Source organism: Micropruina sp. (genome assembly GCF_047602085.1).
In the GTDB taxonomy this organism is placed as follows: domain Bacteria; phylum Actinomycetota; class Actinomycetes; order Propionibacteriales; family Propionibacteriaceae; genus Micropruina.
Genome location: NZ_JASGID010000002.1, coordinates 1 through 18344 on the forward strand (window position 1 = coordinate 1; position 18344 = coordinate 18344).

Annotated in this window: 14 protein-coding genes, 1 tRNA gene and 1 pseudogene; 4 read left to right on the forward strand and 12 right to left on the reverse strand. The window is 65.3% G+C overall.

All coding sequences use genetic code 11. The features are described 5' to 3' along the window. From cas7e to QM721_RS00855, 5 genes and pseudogenes are all read right to left on the reverse strand, one after another. A pseudogene (gene cas7e, locus QM721_RS00835) lies at window positions 1-857 on the reverse strand (type I-E CRISPR-associated protein Cas7/Cse4/CasC); the annotation flags it as partial. Beyond that, window positions 803-1444 (reverse strand): type I-E CRISPR-associated protein Cse2/CasB, encoded by a 642-nt coding sequence (casB, locus tag QM721_RS00840; RefSeq protein WP_415118030.1) that lies wholly within the window; start codon window positions 1442-1444, stop codon window positions 803-805. The gene casB and the pseudogene cas7e, both read right to left, overlap by 55 nt. Beyond that, window positions 1441-3069: a type I-E CRISPR-associated protein Cse1/CasA gene (gene casA / locus QM721_RS00845; protein WP_415118032.1), complete on the reverse strand. Its 1629-nt coding sequence runs from the start codon at window positions 3067-3069 to the stop codon at window positions 1441-1443. The genes casB and casA overlap by 4 nt, the downstream gene beginning before the upstream one ends. Continuing rightward, window positions 3066-5843 carry a CRISPR-associated helicase Cas3' gene (cas3, locus tag QM721_RS00850; RefSeq protein WP_415118034.1) on the reverse strand — a complete coding sequence of 926 codons (2778 nt, stop codon included), beginning with the start codon at window positions 5841-5843 and terminating at the stop codon, window positions 3066-3068. Before cas3 ends, casA begins: the two co-directional genes overlap by 4 nt. 413 nt (window positions 5844-6256) lie before the next feature. Next, window positions 6257-6332 (reverse strand) — tRNA-Arg (locus tag QM721_RS00855). 159 nt (window positions 6333-6491) lie between these two features. Between QM721_RS00855 and QM721_RS00860 the strand changes: the two genes are divergently transcribed. Then, entirely contained in the window at window positions 6492-8330 is a 1839-nt protein-coding gene (locus QM721_RS00860) for a phosphoenolpyruvate carboxykinase (GTP) (RefSeq protein ID WP_415118036.1), read from the forward strand. A 59-nt stretch (window positions 8331-8389) separates the two neighbouring features. After that, window positions 8390-8959 (forward strand): hypothetical protein, encoded by a 570-nt coding sequence (locus QM721_RS00865; RefSeq protein WP_415118038.1) that lies wholly within the window; start codon window positions 8390-8392, stop codon window positions 8957-8959. Between the two features lie 24 nt (window positions 8960-8983). On the opposite strand, the gene QM721_RS00870 is transcribed toward QM721_RS00865, so the two are convergent. Next, window positions 8984-9739, reverse strand: coding sequence for a formylglycine-generating enzyme family protein (locus QM721_RS00870; protein WP_415118040.1), 756 nt, complete (start codon window positions 9737-9739; stop codon window positions 8984-8986). A gap of 6 nt (window positions 9740-9745) precedes the next feature. Continuing rightward, window positions 9746-10321 carry a thioesterase family protein gene (locus tag QM721_RS00875; protein WP_415118042.1) on the reverse strand — a complete coding sequence of 192 codons (576 nt, stop codon included), beginning with the start codon at window positions 10319-10321 and terminating at the stop codon, window positions 9746-9748. A gap of 100 nt (window positions 10322-10421) precedes the next feature. Here QM721_RS00875 and QM721_RS00880 point away from each other — a divergent pair, with 100 nt between their 5' ends. Beyond that, complete coding sequence (locus tag QM721_RS00880; protein WP_415118044.1) at window positions 10422-10973, forward strand: TetR/AcrR family transcriptional regulator; 552 nt, start codon at window positions 10422-10424, stop codon at window positions 10971-10973. 158 nt (window positions 10974-11131) lie between these two features. Continuing rightward, window positions 11132-11482, forward strand: a complete 351-nt coding sequence (locus tag QM721_RS00885; RefSeq protein WP_415118046.1) for a hypothetical protein — start codon at window positions 11132-11134, stop codon at window positions 11480-11482. Between the two features lie 167 nt (window positions 11483-11649). Here QM721_RS00885 and QM721_RS00890 read toward each other — a convergent pair whose 3' ends face one another. The 5 genes from QM721_RS00890 to cysK all read right to left on the reverse strand — a co-directional run bounded on the left by QM721_RS00890 (window position 11650) and on the right by cysK (window position 18324). Further along, window positions 11650-14007 (reverse strand): ATP-binding cassette domain-containing protein, encoded by a 2358-nt coding sequence (locus QM721_RS00890; RefSeq protein WP_415118048.1) that lies wholly within the window; start codon window positions 14005-14007, stop codon window positions 11650-11652. Between the two features lie 4 nt (window positions 14008-14011). Beyond that, window positions 14012-15160, reverse strand: a complete 1149-nt coding sequence (locus tag QM721_RS00895) for a cation:proton antiporter (protein ID WP_415118050.1) — start codon at window positions 15158-15160, stop codon at window positions 14012-14014. Further along, on the reverse strand, window positions 15157-15555 hold the full coding sequence (locus QM721_RS00900; protein ID WP_415118052.1) for a hypothetical protein: 399 nt from the start codon (window positions 15553-15555) through the stop codon (window positions 15157-15159). The genes QM721_RS00895 and QM721_RS00900 overlap by 4 nt, the downstream gene beginning before the upstream one ends. Before the next feature lie 692 nt (window positions 15556-16247). After that, complete coding sequence (locus QM721_RS00905) at window positions 16248-16724, reverse strand: hypothetical protein (protein ID WP_415118054.1); 477 nt, start codon at window positions 16722-16724, stop codon at window positions 16248-16250. Window positions 16725-17391: 667 nt separating this feature from the next. Beyond that, complete coding sequence (cysK, locus tag QM721_RS00910; RefSeq protein ID WP_415118055.1) at window positions 17392-18324, reverse strand: cysteine synthase A; 933 nt, start codon at window positions 18322-18324, stop codon at window positions 17392-17394. Between the last annotated feature and the right edge of the window lie 20 nt (window positions 18325-18344).

The window sequence follows — 18344 nt, forward strand, 5'->3', positions numbered from 1 at the left end:
CGCGAACGTATTCTGCTTCCCGGTGGGCATGGACTGCACGAACGAGCGAACGAATGCCTCGACCGCCCGCGCAGTCGCTTCGCTGTGCCCGAGGTTCTCGTGAAGAGCACCCACACTCACAGTCGCATATCGGTAGAGGGTCGCCGAGTTGAACTCAACGGTCCCGATCATCCCGCGCCGGTCTCGTCCTCCGGGTTCTCATCGTCAACCGCGGTGTAGTAGTCGTACTCGTTCGTTACGGCATGCGTGCTCAACGCGTGCGCTACCTGGCAGGCCGCGTCGACGTTGAGATCAGCGTCGTTGGCGACCATTCGCCCAAACAATGCGAGGTCGAAGCTGTTGCCCTCCTTCAGGATGTTCTTGGCAGCGCGCGCGTTCGGTGGACCACCGTCGGACTCGACCGCCAGGGCAGCGAGTTTGTCCAGTTGCTGGTTGCTGAAGAAAACCAGGTACTCCGTGAGTTCGGGCTCTCCTGCCTCAGCTTTGCGACGCGCCTTGGTCTTCAGTCCTGCATGGTTGAGGACAGCGGTGGCCCGGGCCTGGGCATCCTCTGTACCGATGGACGGATTCAGCCGCTGGACTCGTCCGGCCAGCAGTTCGACCGCCCGCTTGGTGCGCACGCCGAACTCCGTCGTATCCAGGTAGTCCTCGAAGTCACGCCGCGTTGCACGCTTCCAAGCCTGGCTACTCACCCGGGCGCGCCGCACTCCGCCGTAGACCGCCGTCTTGGGACTACCTGTGTCATCGCGATTGAGATTGCTCGGCGGCACGGACTGGATGACGTGCACATCGATGGTGAGGTTCATTCGGATTCTCCTGTCGTGGCGCGCGGCCGGTTGTGCAGTTCGCGACCCCATCGGGCCACAACGTGTGCGCTGTCCTGTTTGGGATCGAGAAGCCGCCAGAGGTCGACGGCTAGCTGGGCGTAGTCAAGCGGGATCGGATCGGACTCGCTGCGCAACAGGGTGATCAAACCTCGCAGATGGTGCAGGCGGCCTGGTGCATCATTTGCCAGTACCACTTGATGCAGGCGACGAATGCTTGACTCGTCCGGTTCACCGTTGTGCGCTCTGGCCTCCGCCAACCGCCGGACAGCACCTCCCAAGCTGGCTCCCGTGACGTGGACAGGAATCTGGTTCGACTGCTGATGCGTGGCGTAGAGCACCAAGGCAGCATGGACGGCTCTCTCCGCCGGACTAGCCTCATCATCCTTGTTCCGGGAACGTAGCTGGTCAGGAAGATCAGCGAGGGTCACCGCCCACACCATCGGGTCCGCGCCGACGGCGTCCGGCGCGCAGCGACGTAGGCGAGCCAGTGTGGCGGTGGACTCGGAGTTTTCCCCATCGGAGGGGTCGAGGTACGAGCGTTGGAGCCGTCGCACGCGCCGGCCCACGTCCTCGCTCAACACTTCCGCGCGGGTGACCGCAGGTTTGGGATCCGTCATGATGCGACCTCCTGACGTTGCGGAACGGGGGCGATTCCGAGCGCCTTGTTCAATGCCGCGCGGAACCAGATCTCGGCGAGCCCTGAATCGATGCGCTGCTTCTCATCGGACCCCATCCTGGAAACCGGACGCCCGACGACAGCGGCCGGCCCGGCGGCCGTAATCAGGGACTGACCGGCATCCAGAAGGATCCGCCGCACCTGCTGACTCCAGTCGTCAAGACGCTCGGCAATGGTGGCTACGTCTACCAGGTCACTCAACCAGCGCCGGTACGGTCCGTCCAACAGGCTGTAGCCGAACTCGAAGGTGCGTGACCTGGGACGCTCGGAGTCACCTCCGGCCGCCTGTTCCAGGTTGCTGGCTAGGTTCGCCAAGGCAACGACGGCGCTACCGGCTCGGGCCGCGGCATCCACAGCGCACTGGGCCAGGATCGGTTCAGTGAGCGCGGCAGCACGCGCGTCCAGGCCGTCGTCGACCGCGCCCGCGATCGAACTGGCCTGCGCTCCGTATTCGAGCCCGACCGTCCGTAGCCGGACGCGGAAGCCGGCCGGCAGGCATCCTGACTCGATCAGCGTGGCTAGCCAGTCCAGGACGGGTGCCCGATGGGTGACACCCCTAGCCGTGATCAGTAGCGAGCCAAGGCCTTGCCAGATCCTCTTCTCCGGCACATGCAGCACGGGCATATACACGTCGCCCTCGCCACGCTTGGACTGGTTCTGACTCTTGCGCCAAGAGGACATCGGCTCGTTGCCGCTCTGGTTCTGCGGACCCAGGCGATCGCCGTTGGAGATCTGTACGTCAACGATCAGCCCGTTCCGCTCCAGCAGACGGACACGGCGCGACGGCCAAGTGAACAGGTCGGCGGGGCCAGTCGGTGCGAGATGGTCAGCACACACGCCAGACGGCAAGGCTGGGCGCTCCCAGACCGGGCGATCGTCAGGATTGGTCCCTAGCGACAGTGGCAGGTTGAGCAGCAGCGTCTCAAACAGGTTTGCACCGTTGACAACGATGACGCCCAGGTTCCCGACCCAGGCCGGATAACCCATCGAGTAGCCCTTGCCCCCCTTTACTCGATCATCGCCAACAGCTCCGGTCTTGATTCCCGCCGGGTCGAAAGCATGGCAGTGAACAAGCCATCGGGCGGCTTCCGCCAAGGAAAGTGACTCGATCTCTCGGCCCGCTCTGGTCGTGAAGTACTGGTGCCCATCGGGCACGTCGGCTATCAGCTTGATGAGACCGGATGCGTTTCCACTGGCGGTATGCAGATCAGCCACCTGCATGAATGGCTCACTCTGGTGCAGGAGGTAGAAGCGCTCGTGATGCCTCTCGAGATAGCCCCACACAACATCTGTGGGGAACTTCCCGGAACGCCACCAAGCGTCCCACAGGTCGATGCTCTCGTCATCGCTACGGAGGTGGTCGGACCTCGTGGCTCCAAGTAGGACGGCTTCGAGCACGCGCAGGACGGCCACGTCTTGGGTCGGAACCTCCCCAGCAAGTCCATTCAGGTGATGTGCACGCTCGAATACCTGACGCAGCGACAGGTCGAGGACCTCGCCGGTGTGCGTGCGCACCCGAACCCACGGTTCATCCAGGAGGTTGAACGCACCACCATCTGTCGTCATCGACCTGACTCCTCGGGACTGGACACTCGGAGGCCCTGCTCGGAATCGTAAGACAAGACACGACCAGCCACCTGCGAAACTCCGGAATCATCGAAAACCAACACGAGTTGTCCAGCAATCCAGCGGGACTGCTGCCAGCCGGAATAGTCAGCCATGCACTCCAAGTCCGAAATCACGCTGTCGATCACGGCCGGATAGCACAGGGACGCGGGCAACCTCAGCGTGCAAGCGGCCATCGCGCGGGCCAGTTTCTCGTCTGCTGCGGTGCCCCACTGAACACCTTCCGGAACGACCGCTCCGGCATAGCGCGCGATTCCGGCAGGGAGATGAAGCAAGTCATCCGCGGTGCGCCAAAGCGCGATCACCTCCAGTCCTTCGTCGCTATCGCGCACCTGAGACTTGCCCTGCTCCTCGGCCCTGTCTGGGTCACCCGCCTCCACATCGATCAGACCACTGATGGTGCTCGGCTTCGCCGGTGAGTCGATGAGGTAGGTGTGGGCTCGCGCGATTGCGCGCTGCCGTTGCCTGAAGTCCTGATCCTCTGCCGCGTGCCATACGTCCTGCCAACCGTCAGGAGGCTGAGCTTCTGGGTCATAGGCCAACCGGACGAGGCGTGGGATGTCGTCGGGGAGTCGGATGGACTGCAACTCCTTCAACACGGAGGCGGCATGTAAGATCCGCTGGCTCCCATACACGGCTCGCGAGCCACGCACGGCCTGCGGGGGGTCGGCCTGCCAATCGACCACACCACGAATCCATAGCTTCGGATGAGCGACTCCCTCTGGCCGGTCCTTGCGCGCATGACGATGCAGACGCCCGGCCCGTTGCAGCATCAGATCCGCCGGCGCCAGATCGGTCACCATCAGATCGAAGTCGACGTCCAAGGACTGCTCGAGCACCTGTGTGCCTACGACGATTAGGCGGTCAGGGCGGTTGCCTGTCGGCCCCAATTCCTGGACGAGTCTGGCTTCGCGTCGGGCTCGATCGGGTGCAATAAACCGACTGTGCACGAGCCGGACGTGGCTACCGAACTCGTCCCGCAGAGCCGCGAACGTCTCCTGTGCCCGGGTAACCGTGTTGCAGATCACCGCGGCGCAGCCACCATCCACCAGCGCCGCACGGAGCAAGGTGACGAGGTTGTCCAGATCGTCCGAGAGGCGCCCCAGACTCACATCGAGTACGCGGGCGTCCGACGCTACTGCGATCTCGGCGAGTTGATGGTCGTACATCGAGATCCGGGGATAGTCGTCCGATCGGGATGTTGCGATCGATTGCATCGACCCGCTTCCCTCAGCATAGGCACGAAGGAACTCGTCCCGTTGCCCCGGAGGAAGGGTTGCCGACATCAGGATAACCGGCGTTCGATAAGCGCCGAGCCAGCACAACAATCGCTTGAGGTACTCACGCATGTAGTCATCCGCAGCGTGTACCTCATCAATGATCACGACCTTGCCCACCAAACCGAGGTGCCGCAGAACGATGTGTTTAGCCTTGAGCGCGGCAAAGAGGCTCTGGTCGATCGTGCCTATGACGAAGCTGGCCAAACCGTTCCGTTTGCGGCCGCGGAGCCACTCGTTGACCACTACCTCGCCTACGGGATCGCCCGAGTCAGAGTCGCTGTAGAGCCTCCCGCTCCAATTGCGCCGCAGCAAGCCTGCGTAGTTGTCGTTAAGCGCAGCCTTGCCATGCGCCAATGTGATGCTTACATCACGGTCGGTCACCGTCGTTCTCAGCCACCGTTGCACGCGATCGAACATCGGATCTGCAGTCGCCATCGTCGGCAAGCCGACGAATACCCCGCCAAGCCCGAAACGCTCCGCCAGCACCTCAGCAGCGAGCAGAGCCGCTTCCGTTTTCCCGACACCCATCGGTCCCTCGACGATGAACAGGCCTGGTTCACGCGCGTTGCGGGCTTGCGCAAGCAGACTTTCCTGAAGCGGGCGGGCACGACACCCCTCCAGCGCCGGGAATCGCTGCACCAGAAGCTGATCCGCATCGGCCGCTCCTGCGATCGGGAGCCATGGCTCCGGCAGATCAAGAACGTCGAGCGCGGAACCTAACCGATCACCGGAGAGGTCGTCGACATAGGGGAAGTAGTCGGTATTGGACGCGATCCAGTCGGCCATGATGACGATGCCGGTAAGCAGAACCTGCACCGGCACCGACACACGTCGATTCAGCCACTCTTCCAGATGGTCGCCAGCACCCACATGCTCGGTCATCTTGTCCAAGATCTCCACGCGCACCTCATGCCAGCGCCCATCCCCGAGTTGAAGTGGGTGATTACGAGCGGCCTGAAGCACCAACGCCGAGGGCGTCGCGCCATGGTGGCAACCCACCACACACGTCAACGTGCTCCGGACGCGCTTCGCCGACGACGGGTAGCGACCGGCCAACCAGTCGTCGAGCAGCAACTGCCCGGCGGTAGCGTGCGGCACTTGTCGGTCCTCAGGCGTTGGCCGTGCATCGAGCCCATGGTCACGCATGCGGTCCAACACCTGCGGCAGGATCGGCAGCGCCTTCGCAGCGAATGCTGGCGTCGCTTTGCCGATGTCATGGATGCCGGCCAGCCAGCAGACCAACCGACGTCCTTGATCATCCGTCAGCCCCAGAGACTCACAGATGAAACCCCGCGTCGCAGGCGACAGGAAGCTCTCCCAAAGGTAATCCGCAACTGCCGCCGCGTCCTCCAAGTGCCTCACCAACGGCATCCAGCCATCCGAGGCCGGGTCTAGCTTGCCCCACACTGACCGAGCTAAGCAGGACCACTCCATCGCACTCTCCTCTCTGCTGCTTGATCAGGGAAGCTACTGGGGCGCGCTGACAGTTCCTGAACCCGGGCCACACCCAGAGCTTCTACGGTAGCAGAGAGTCAATTACGGTAACAATGTTAGTTCTCTGTGCCGCCTCGGCATACTCCAAGCTGAGTTTTCGTTGGTCGAGCTTGTCGAGACCTCGGATAGAGTGCCCTCACTAGGGGTTTCGACAAGCTCAACCAGCGAGGACTGCGTTGATCAGCGCTTCTCTAAGCTTCATGACAGCCCGATCGACTGCAACCCCCGCACCGGCGGGGAGATTTGACCTCACTACGGTCACAATCGGTTCACCTCCGACCAAAGCGGAGCGACGACACCTCGCGCGAACCAAAAAGAACTCAGACATGGACCTGAGTTCCTCTGAGATGCCCTGGCGCGCCCGGAGGGATTCGAACCCCCAACCTTCTGATCCGTAGTCAGATGCTCTATCCGTTAAGCTACGGGCGCTTACCGGTGGCGCGCGCATGATGCCGAACCACCGACGTACAACCTTAGTTGATTCGGCCGAGGTGAGTCCAACCGACCGAAACCCACGGCGTTGCCGCATGCGGCAGGATGGGTGACAGCACCAACCGCTTGCAACGCCGCAGGCAGAAGGAGTTCATCATGCCGGTCGACGCCCGCCAGATCGCCGAGAGCGCGCCACTCGCGGCCAGCGAGGCCCTGATTACCTGGGTGGCCGGCGTCGCCGACCTCACCGAACCGGACGCCGTGCACTGGTGCGACGGTTCCGAGGCCGAACGCGACCGGCTCTACGCCGAAATGGTCGCCGCGGGCACCCTGATCGCTCTGAACCCCGAGAAGCGCCCGAACAGCTACCTGGCCCGCTCCACACCCTCGGACGTGGCCCGGGTCGAGTCGCGCACCTACATCTGCTCGGCCGACGAGGCCGATGCCGGCCCGACCAACAATTGGGCCGAGCCCAGCCAGATGAAGCGCACTCTGGCAACGCTTTTCAATGGCTGCATGCGCGGTCGCACCATGTATGTGATCCCGTTCTCGATGGGCCCGCTGGGCGGCTCCATCTCGAAGCTGGGCATCGAGATCACCGATTCGCCCTACGTGGTGGTCAGCATGCGCATCATGACCCGCATCGGTGCCGAGCCGCTGGCCCGCATCGGCTCCGGCGCGCACTGGGTGCCCGCCGTCCACTCGGTCGGCTACCCGTTGGTGGACTCCGACGGCAACACCCGCGCCGACGTCCCGTGGCCCTGCAACGACGAGAAATACATCACGCATTTTCCCGAAACCCGCGAGATCTGGTCGTTCGGTTCCGGCTACGGCGGCAACGCGCTGCTGGGCAAGAAGTGCTACGCGCTGCGGATCGCCTCGGTGCTGGCCCGTGACGAGGGCTGGCTGGCCGAGCACATGCTGATTCTCAAGATCACCGGCCCCGACGGCCGCACCTACCACCTGACCGCCGCCTTCCCGTCCGCCTGCGGCAAGACCAACCTGGCCATGCTGCGTCCGACGATTCCGGGCTGGAAGGTCGAGACCATCGGCGACGACATCGCCTGGATGCGCCCCGGCGACGACGGACGGCTGTATGCGATCAACCCTGAGGCGGGCTTTTTCGGCGTCGCCCCCGGCACCTCGCAGGCGACCAACCCGACCGCGCTGAACTCCCTCGACCACGACACGATCTTCACCAACGTGGCCCTCACCGACGACGGCGACGTGTGGTGGGAGGGCCTGACCGACCAGCCGCCCGGTCACCTGATCGACTGGCAGGGCAACGACTGGACGCCCGGGTCGTCGACCCCTGCGGCACACCCGAACAGCCGGTTCACGGTACGCGCCGACCAGGCCGAGTCGATCGCGCCCGAGTGGGAGGACCCCGCCGGCGTGCCGATCGACGTGATTCTGTTCGGCGGACGGCGGGCCAGCAACGTGCCGCTGATCACCGAGACTTTCGACTGGCAGCACGGCGTGTTCGTCGGCGCCACGGTCAGCTCGGAGCAGACCGCGGCGGCCGAGGGTGCGGTCGGAGCACTGCGTCGTGACCCGTTCGCCATGCTGCCGTTCTGCGGCTACAACATGGCCGACTACTGGAGCCACTGGCTCGAGATCGGCGAGACCCTGGGCGAGCAGGCACCGCGGGTGTTTCAGGTGAACTGGTTTCGCAAGAACGCCGAGGGAAAGTTTCTGTGGCCCGGGTTCGGCGACAACTCCCGCGCCATCGAGTGGGCGCTGAGAAGGGTGAACGGCGAGGTCGACGCCGTCGACGCGATCAACGGACGCCAGCCCCGGCGCGAAGACCTCAACCTCACCGGGCTCGATGTCACCGACGAGCAGTTGGACGAGCTGTTCACCCTCGACCCCGCCGCCTGGGCCACCGAGGCCGACCTGACCCAGGACTACTTCGACCAATTCGGCGACACACTGCCCGAGCAGCTCACCGAGCAACTCCAGGCGTTGCGCCGGCGCATCGCCGAGGCGTCCTGACCACCGGCCGGATCGCCCGAGCTCAGGGCTCGTCGAGGGCCGCGGGTAGGCTCGTACGCATGCGTATCGCCCCCCGCGCCGTCGTCGCTGCCGCCGGCCTGCCGCTGCTGCTCGCCGGCTGCACCGCTGCGCCGTCGGCACCCACCACCCCGGCTCCCGCCATCAGCGTGGCCCCCACCCCCGACACCACAGCCTCGCCGACTGCCTCGGCCCCGGCCTGCCCGTCGGGTGAGTACCGAATGACGTCGTTCGTGGCCACGGACGCCGACGGTGCGCTCGGCACGGGCAGCGGCGGTGAGATCGACGTCGAGTTCGAGAACGGGCGCTACGAGATCGACTTCGATGACGACGATGCGATCACGGTCAAGAGCAACAATCGGTCAGGACGGCTGATCGTCGACGGCAGCATCGAGGGCACGTACGCCGGCGAACCCAGCGCCCTGGCCTTCGAGATCACCACGTCGTCCGGCACCGCCACAACCAAGACCGACGGCAAGACCTCCACGGTCACGCTGACGCAGATCGCCACCCTGCTCGGGTTCGACGGCACGGGTTCGGCCACCTGTTCGGGCAGCCAGCTCACGATGAAGGTGGGCAGCACCACCTTCGAGCTGGTGCAGACCGACTAGAGCGTGTCGCACGGCAGGACTGGGTCACACGAGGAGTGGCGTCCAACCTGTCGGTAGCGGCGACATCGTCGCTCGTTCGCGGTCCCCGCGCTCGGTCCACCCTTGTCCGCCGTCGGCATCAGCACTTGTCGCGACCGTTCCGCGCACGACACGAAACCCTACGTCTTCGACCAGGGCGTCGGGTGCACTACCTCGGCGCACATCGCTACGACAGCTCCATTCGGGATCGGCCCAGCCTCCACCCTTCAAAACTCGGTAGTCGGCGTAGCGAGCGGGATCAAGGCGATCCCAGCACCATTCCCACACGTTGCCGAGCGTGTCGAACAGTCCGTAACCGTTCGCTTTTTTGCGGGCAACGGGTTGTGGGCGGCTGATGTCGTCTTTCGCCGTCCAGGCGATCTCTACGAGCGCCCCGTACTGAGGGCGGGTGCCGCCGCCGAAGCACGCATAGACCCACTCAGCCTCGGTCGGTAGGCGGTAGCCGTCAGCGGCGGCGTTCCAGCGCACACGGTCGCCGTCGAACCGGTAGGCAGGTTCGAGGTCGTCAGCCTGAGATGCGGTGTTGCACCACGCCACAGCGTCGAACCAGCGGACGCCTGTCGCGGGGAGCTCAAGTCCGTTGTGCGCGGCCATGTCGCAGCGCCCCGTGGCGAACTCGGCAACAGTCACCGGAACGACCCCGATGCGGAACGGCATCAGATGCACCTCGCGCTCGGCTTTTCGCCGAGCGTCCTTGATCCGGACGCTTCCCTCTGGGATCGCCGCCAGTCTCGTGCTCACGTGTGGCTACGTCCAGTCGCTGGGCAACTGCTGCTTGGTCGATGCCAAACGCGATGCGTCTGCCCAACCGTGTACCCAGTCAGGTACCTCATCGGGAATGGTGCCGAACTGTTCGTGGAGTTCATCGATCGTGACAATGCCGCCGGCACGCTTGACGAACCGAGTGCGTGTGATCAACCGCATGTGGATCTCTTCGTCGCGCACGAACCGCTGCTCCATGACGACGGCCCTATCATCGGTTCCGATCATGCGGGTCTGCAATTCAAACCGTTGCCCGACGACGAGCGGTTTGCGAAAGGTTGCGCTGGCCTGTGACAGGACTGGGATCCAGCCCAATTGCTGAGTGCGCGCAAACACGCCGATACGCACGACCAGATCCCATCGGCCAAGATCGGCGAGTGAGAGGTATCGACCGTTGTTCATGTGTCGGAGGATGTCGATGTCCGTCGGCAGTGTTGTCAGTTTGATGACCGAGACACCGGTGAGCGACAGGTTGCCGTCTCGTCGCAGCAGTCGGGTTGCGCGCAGGTGAACAAGGATCATTCGCCAGAGGAGGTTCATCGTCCTCAATGCCTCCTTCAAGACCATACGGTAGCGTATAGCCGACCGTACGGCATAGTATGGTCGTGGTCAAGTGGCTGCGTTCGTACGCTTCGCTCGGGAGATACGTGAGGGGTAGGCCATGGCAAGACTGACTCGCGACGATTGGGTCGCCGCGGCGTATCAGAGGTTCATCGACCAGGGCGTCGACGCCATCGCAGTCGAGCCGGTCGCCCGTGAAATCGGCGCGACAAAGGGGTCCTTCTACTGGCATTTTGCTGATCGCGCAGCCCTTGTGAGTGCCGTGCTCGACAAGTGGGAACAGTTGCAGACCGAAGTGCTGATTGCCGAGGTGGATCAGGCAGAAGACCCCAGGGCGAAGCTCGAACGCCTTGTCTGGCTTGTCACGAACCAAACCCCGCAGCGCGGCGGGGAGGCCACGCTCTACGCGGCAGCCGAGCGCAACGGTGTCGCAGACAGGGTTGCGCGCGTGACTGAGCGACGAGTTTCGTTCATCGCTGGAGTTCTCGTGGCACTCGGGCTCGATGATGAAGAGGCTCGGCGTCGCGCGATCACGCTCAATGCCTCCGTTGTCGGCTACCAGCAGCTTGTCGCGACCGGCTGGGACCCTCGACTCGACTCGGTCGAGCGCATGGCCGGTTCGTTGCTTGAAATGGCGCTCGGGCGCGTCTGAACCAATTCGACCGCTCAGGCCGAGCGGGACCGACGCGACCTCGCCCGGACCGCGGCCTTGCCGTTGCCGCAGGCCGCGAAGCTCGAGCAGTTACCCGCGCTCGAGACCATCCGCCGGGTTCTCTGGTTCGATGTCAGCGCCCGCCCGACACTGGTTGCATGACTCCGAAGCCGGCAGACTACATTGAGGCGGGCGAGGCCCTCGATGCCGACGAGCGTGAGATCGCTGCCCTCGCTCTGCAGCAGGTAGATGAGGAGGAACGGGGCAAGATCGACGCCGCCTGGGACGAGACGATCGACCGGCGCCTTGACGAGCTGGCAAGCGGCGAGGTCAAGCTCGGCGACGAGTTTGCAGAGGTGGCCGAGGCGGCTGCCGCACTGATCAGGCAATGCCTCGGCCGACGCATCGCCGAACGCGCCGTCCACAACACAGAGATCACCGCCTGGGCTGAGGCCACCATCACCGACGAGCGGCGTCCAACGGTTAACTTTCGGTGGATCGAAGGTTAGAGACTCCGGTTAAGGAAGCGCTGATCAACGCCACCACCGTTGGCTGAGCTACGTCGAAAAGCCTTGCGGCAGCGATATCCGAGGCCCCGACAAGCTCGCCCAGAGAGAGTCAGCGTTTCCTCAGTTCGCCCAACGGCCGGCCGCAGGCTTCACGACGAACTTGCGGCTCAGCCGCCCACGTAAGCCGCGAGATGCTGCCCGGTCAGGGTGGACGCGTCCGCCGCCAACTCGGCGGGAGTGCCTTCGAACACGATCCGTCCGCCGTCGTGACCGGCCCCCGGGCCCAGGTCGATGATCCAGTCGGCGTGCGCCATCACCGCCAGGTTGTGTTCGACCACGATCACCGACGTGCCGGCGTCGACCAGCCGGTCGAGCAGTCCGAGCAGGTTCTCGACGTCGGCCAGGTGCAGGCCGGTGGTGGGTTCGTCCAGCACGTAGGTGCCGCCCTTGGCCGACAGATGGGTGGCCAGCTTGAGCCGCTGCCGCTCGCCGCCCGACAGCGTGGTGAGCGGCTGGCCCAGGCTCAGGTAGCCGAGGCCGACGTCGGCCAGTCGCAGCAGGATGGTGTGCGCTGCGGGGGTGCGGGCAACGCCTTCGCCGAAGAAGCGTTCGGCCTCGCTCACCGGCATGGCCAGCACGTCGGCGATGCTGCGGCCGCCCAGGGTGTAGCCCAGCACCGCCGGCTGAAACCGCCGGCCCTCGCAGGCCTCGCAGGTGGTGGTCACCGTGGCCATCACCGACAGTTCGGTGTAGATCACGCCGGCGCCGTTACAGGCCGGGCAGGCACCCTCTGAGTTGGCGCTGAACAATGCCGGCTTTACGCCGTTGGCCTTGGCGAACGCCTTGCGAATTGGTTCGAGGAGCCCGGTGTAGGTGGCCGGATTGCTGCGCCGCGAGCCCTTGATCGGGCTCTGGTCCACCGAGATCACCCCGGCACCGGGCGGAATCGAACCGTGCACCAGCGAGCTCTTGCCTGACCCGGCCACCCCGGTGACCACCACCAGCACGCCCAGCGGCACGTCGACGTCCACGCTACGCAGGTTGTTGGTACGGGCGCTCCGAATCTCGAGCACCCCGCTCGGCGGGCGCACCGAATCTTTGACCCCGACCCGGTCGTCGAGATGCCGTCCGGTGATGGTGCCGCAGGCCCGCAACCCCGCCGGGGTGCCCTGATAGCAGACCGTTCCCCCGGCCGCACCCGCCCCCGGGCCCACGTCGACCACGTGGTCGGCGATCGCGATGGTGTCGGGCTCGTGCTCGACGACCAGCACCGTGTTGCCCTTGTCGCGCAGCCGCAGCAGCAGGTCGTTCATCCGCTGCACGTCGTGCGGGTGCAGCCCGGCGGTGGGCTCGTCGAACACGTAGGTCACGTCGGTGAGCGACGAACCGAGATGCCGGATCATCTTGGTGCGCTGCGCCTCTCCGCCCGACAGGGTGCCGGAGGGCCGCGCCAGCGACAGGTACCCCAGGCCGATCTCGACGAACGAGTTCAGCAGGTCGCGCAGCGACCCCAGCAGCGGGGCGACGGACGGCTCGTCGAGGCCCTCGACCCAGGCGGCCAGGTCGGTGATCTGCATGGCGCAGGCGTCGGCGATGTTGATGCCCCGGATCTTCGACGAGCGGGCCTCGGGCGCCAGCCGGCTGCCCGCGCACTCGGGGCAGTCGGTGAAGGTGACCGCGCGTTCGACGAAGGCCCTGATGTGCGGCTGCATCGCTTCGACGTCCTTGGCCAGCATCGACTTTTGAATCTTGGGGATCAGGCCCTCGAAGGTGACGTTGATGCCCTCGACCTCGATCCGGGTCGGCTCCTTGTAGAGCAGGTCGTGCAGTTGCCGCTTGGTGAACCTCCCGATCGGCTTGTCGGCGTCGAAGAAGCCGCAGCCTCGGTAGATGCGGCCGTACCAGCCGTCCATCGAGTAGCCGGGAACGAGCAGCGCTCCCTGGCTGAGCGATTTGGTGGCGTCGTAGAGCGCGGTGTGGTCGAAATCGGTGATGCTGCCACGGCCCTCGCAGCGCGGGCACATGCCGCCCAGAACGCTGAACGACGCCTTCTCGGCGATCGTCCTGTCGCCGCGCTGCACCGTGATCGCCCCGCTGCCCGAGGCGGACGGCACGTTGAACGAGAACGCGGTCGGCGGGCCGATCTGTGGGTCGCCGAGCCGGCTGAACAGGATTCTGAGCAGGGCGTTGGCGTCGGTGGCGGTGCCCACGGTCGAGCGCGGGTTGGCGCCCATGCGCTCCTGGTCGACGATGATCGCCGTGGTCAACCCGTCGAGCAGGTCGACCTCGGGGCGGGCCAGGGTGGGCATGAACCCCTGCACGAACGCCGAGTAGGTCTCGTTGATCAGCCGCTGGCTCTCGGCGGCCACGGTGCCGAACACCAGCGAACTCTTACCCGAACCCGACACCCCGGTGAACACGGTGAGGCGGCGCTTGGGCAGTTCGACGTCGATGTTCTTCAGGTTGTTCTCGCGGGCACCCTGCACCCTCATCACGTCGTGACGGTCGGCGGGCTGGGTCGGCATTCGCCTACTGTGTCGCACCGTCGGGGTCGCACACCAGTGCCACCACCCGCCCACTGACAGCGGTCACCACCGCGATGGTGATCAGCGCGCCGAGCAACATGGCGGTCGCTTCACCGTCGACCAGCACCCCCATGCTCTTGCCCAGCGTCGCCGCTCCCACCGGCACCCCCAGTTGCGCGGTGGCGGTGAGCGCGATCGGCAACGGCTGTCGGGTCAGGGCCAGCACTCCGTGTGCCAGCACCGCCGCCAGGCCCAAGGCAACCCCGAGGCCGATCGTGGACGGGTTTTGCCCGATCGAGCGCAGATCGAGCGAACTGCCCAGCCAGACGAAGAAGATCGGGGCGAAGAAGCCCTCGGTGAGGGCGAAGGCCTGATTGGCCACCCGACGCGGCTCGCCGGCTGCCGACATCGCCAGGCCCATAGCGAAGCCGGCCAGCATCACCGACACGCTCACCGTGGCCGCGACCGCTGCGAGGGTGAACAGCAAAGTCAACGTCACCCGCAGCTCCACCGCCAGCCCGCGCCGTTCGCTCACCTGGTGGACGCGTTCACGCAGGCCACGGCGCTGCGCCCACCACAGCACGCCGAAGAACAGCGCGGCCAGCGCGAGCACCGCTAGTGCACCAAGCGCAGCCCGTCCGGCGTGCGCAGGGTCGAGCACCAGCGGCAGCGCGACGATGCAGGCGGCATCGGCGACGGCGAGTTGCACCAACAACTCCAAGCCCGCCCGGGTGGTCACCCGCACCCCGCCCAGCATCGGCAGCACGATGCCCGCCGACGACGAAGCGATCAGCACCGCGTACAGCGGCCCGTGCCCGGTGCCGAACTGCTGAGCGATCACCACCCCCAGCGGCGCTGCCAGCAGGCCCACCCCGAGCGCGCGCAGCACGCCCACTCGAAGCCCGGCAGCCATGGCCGGCTCGCGCAGCGGCACATGGGTGCCTGCCACGAACATCACCAGGGCGAACCCGATCTCGGCCATGAACGACAAGACGGGGTCGGTGGCATCGACCACGCCCAGCCCGCTGGTGCCCAGCAGCATGCCGACCGCGAGCTCGCCGATCACCACCGGAATATGCGCGAAGCGGTTCAGGCTGACCACCGGCCCGAGCAGAGCCACCGCACAGATCAGGGCCAGCAGGGCGAAACTCACGGATCGATCACCACCGTGGGCACCTCACTGTTCTCGTCGGTCAGGTAGCACGCACAAACCCGGTGATAGCCGTCGGCGATCTGGGCCGGTACGCCGCGGGTGAGGTCCCCGCGAACCAGCAGCACCGGCGACAACGGCTGGCCTTCCGCAATCTTGCGCAGGTCGCTCGCCACATGCACGTTGTCGGCCGGCAACAGCGGCAGTTGCGCGGCGCGCAACAGGTCTTTGGCCTTCAGGTGCGTGACGGGAGCGGCCCGGAGTGGCTCGATCAGCGAGTCGACCGCCGCGGCGGTGGCCAGCATGCCCAGGTAAGAGGCTGCCGCGGGAAAATCGTGCTGCTGTGGGCTCGGTAGCCACCTCGCCTGCTGCCGGTCATGGTCGTCCGTTTTCGCCATGGTGGTTCCCTTTCGCCGAACCAACTCTACGAGATCTTCCAGGTAGGCGAAGTCTGCTGGTCGACAGCCTCTCCTCCGGAATCTCTAGGACGGCGTGTTCGCGCACACATCACCCGTGAGAGCAGTACCGATCAATGCGCCCACCGCCGGTTCAGCGTGCCGAAACCCCTCGAAAGGCCAGCCCGCTCGAGATCTCGACAAGCTCGACCAACGAAGAATCAACACTTCCTCAGGGCAGTACCGATCAATGCACGCACCGCCGGTTCAGCGTGCCGAAACCCCTCGAAAGGCCAGCCCGCTCGAGATCTCGACAAGCTCGACCAACGAAGAATCAACACTCCCCCAGGGCAGTACCGATCAATGCACGCACCGCCGGTTCAGCGTGCCGAAACCCCTCGAAAGGCCAGCCCGCTCGAGGTCTCGACAAGCTCGACCAACGAAGAATCAACACTCCCCCAGGGCAGTACCGATCAATGCGCCCACCGCCGGTTCATCGTGCCGAAACCCCTCGAAAGGCCAGCCCGCTCGAGGTCTCGACAAGCTCGACCAACGAAGAATCAACACTCCCCCAGGGCAGTACCGATCAATGCGCCCACCGCCGGTTCAGCGTGCCGAAACCCCTCGAAAGGCCAGCCCGCTCGAGGTCTCGACACGCTCGACCAGCGGTGCATGCACGCCGATCGGCGCTTGCCTCACGAGGCGGTGCGAATGGGCTGGGCGGTCGGGTCGAACGGTGCCGCCTGGCCGGCGGTCACCGTCCAGACCTCCGGGGTGAGGCCGGCGACGGTGTGGGCGATGGTGCGGACGCGGTCGAGCCAAGCCCGACCCGACCGCGAGTTGACCAGTCGGCCCGGAACGGCCAGCCCGATCACCTCATACCCCTGGTCAACCAGGCCAGCGACATCTTCGAAGACTCGCTCGAGCTCGTCGAGCTCGGCCAGCCGTTCGGCCACCTGGGGCGGGCGCGAGACGCCGTGCGATACCTGCGGCCGCTGCGCGAACGCCGGCGCGGGCAACTGGTACAACGCGACGGGGGCAGACACCTCGGGCACCAGCCCCGGGCCCTGCGCGGACGGCGCATGGCCGGCCAACAGGCCATGCCCGACCAGTAGAAGACGGCGCCGGTGCGCGTCTCGATCGCGCTGTTGGTGTTGATCATTGTCAGACATCCGTATAGCTCCTCAAAATATGGGGTGATTGAGAAATGATGTGCGCCACATGCTTGTCGCACGCAGACATGAATATGTATCATTCGCAGCGAGAGCAGCCTGTGACAATGTTCGCCGTGGCGGCTCAATGATCATTGGCTCAACAGCGGCGAACTGGCTCGCCGGAGCCGTTATGCCCGCTCGTTCAGCGGCAACACATTCGGTTCGAACATGCAGCGTCCAACCTAGTGACAGCGCTCAACGGGCGACCGGACCCGGAGCTGCCACCAGCCGAGATTGAAGCCGTCGCGAGAATCATGAACATCAATATAGTCGACGCGAAACATGGCGGCAAGAGCGCTGTGCGATTTACCCCACCATCGGTCCATATGTCGAAATTCGATGAACCGAGGGTTCTCGACCAGCGCAACCAATATTGCGCCAGTCAGTCGAGATTTGAAAAATTGGGGTCTCGACAAGCTCGACCAGCTCGGCCAATATTGGTTGCGCGGGTCGAGATTTGAAAAATCTGGGGTCTCGACTGGCTCGACCAACTCGGCCGGCGCTGGTTGAACCAGTCGAGACCCCCCTGCCACACCGACGGGGCACAACCGGGTGCAGCACCCGGAGCGGAACGAGACCCCACCACGAAGCACGCGGCGACGGGTCTCTACCTGCGACGCTGGGTTCAGACGAGCAGGTCCGCGTACAGCGGCGTGGTCAGATAGCGCTCACCCCAGTCGGGGGTGACCACCACGATGGTCTTGCCCGCGTTGGCCGGGTCGGCGGCCAGGTCGGCGGCGGCACGCAACGCGGCGCCGGAGCTGATACCCAGCAGCAGGCCCTCTTCTTTCGCCACTCGCTTGGCCCACTCGATGGCGTCGTCGGAGGTCACCTTGATGATGCCGTCGACCACCCCGAGGTCAAGAATCGAGGGCACGAAGCCCGGGCTGATGCCCTGAATCTTGTGCGGGCCCTTCGGTTCGCCCGAGAGCACCGCCGACTCGGCCGACTCCACCGCATAGAGCTTCACCTCGGGCTTGCGCTGCTTGAGCACCTGGCCCACGCCGGTGATGGTGCCACCGGTGCCGACGCCCGACACCACGATGTCGACCTTGCCCTCGGTGTCGGCCCAGATCTCTTCGGCGGTGGTCTTGCGGTGAATCGCCACGTTGGCGGCGTTGTCGAACTGACGGGCCAGAATCGCGCCCGGAATCTCGGCGGCGATCTCTTCAGCCTTGCGGTTGGCGCCCGGCACGCCGTCGGCCCCCGGGGTAAGTACCAGTTCGGCACCCAGCGCCCGCAGGACCGCCCGGCGCTCCTTGCTGAAGGTCTCGGGCAGGGTGATGATCACCCGGTAGCCGCGAGCCGCGCCGACCCAGGCCAGCGCGATGCCGGTGTTGCCCGAGGTGCCCTCGACGATGGTCCCACCGGGCTGCAACGAACCGTCGGCCTCGGCGGCATCGATGATCGATACGCCGATGCGGTCCTTCACCGAGTTGGCCGGGTTGTAGTACTCGAGCTTGGCGAGCACGATGGCCTCGCTGTCGCCATAGAGCCGGTTGATCTGTACCAGCGGGGTGCGTCCGATCAGCTCGGTCGCATCTTTGAAGTAGGCCATGATTGTCTTTCCTCCAGGGT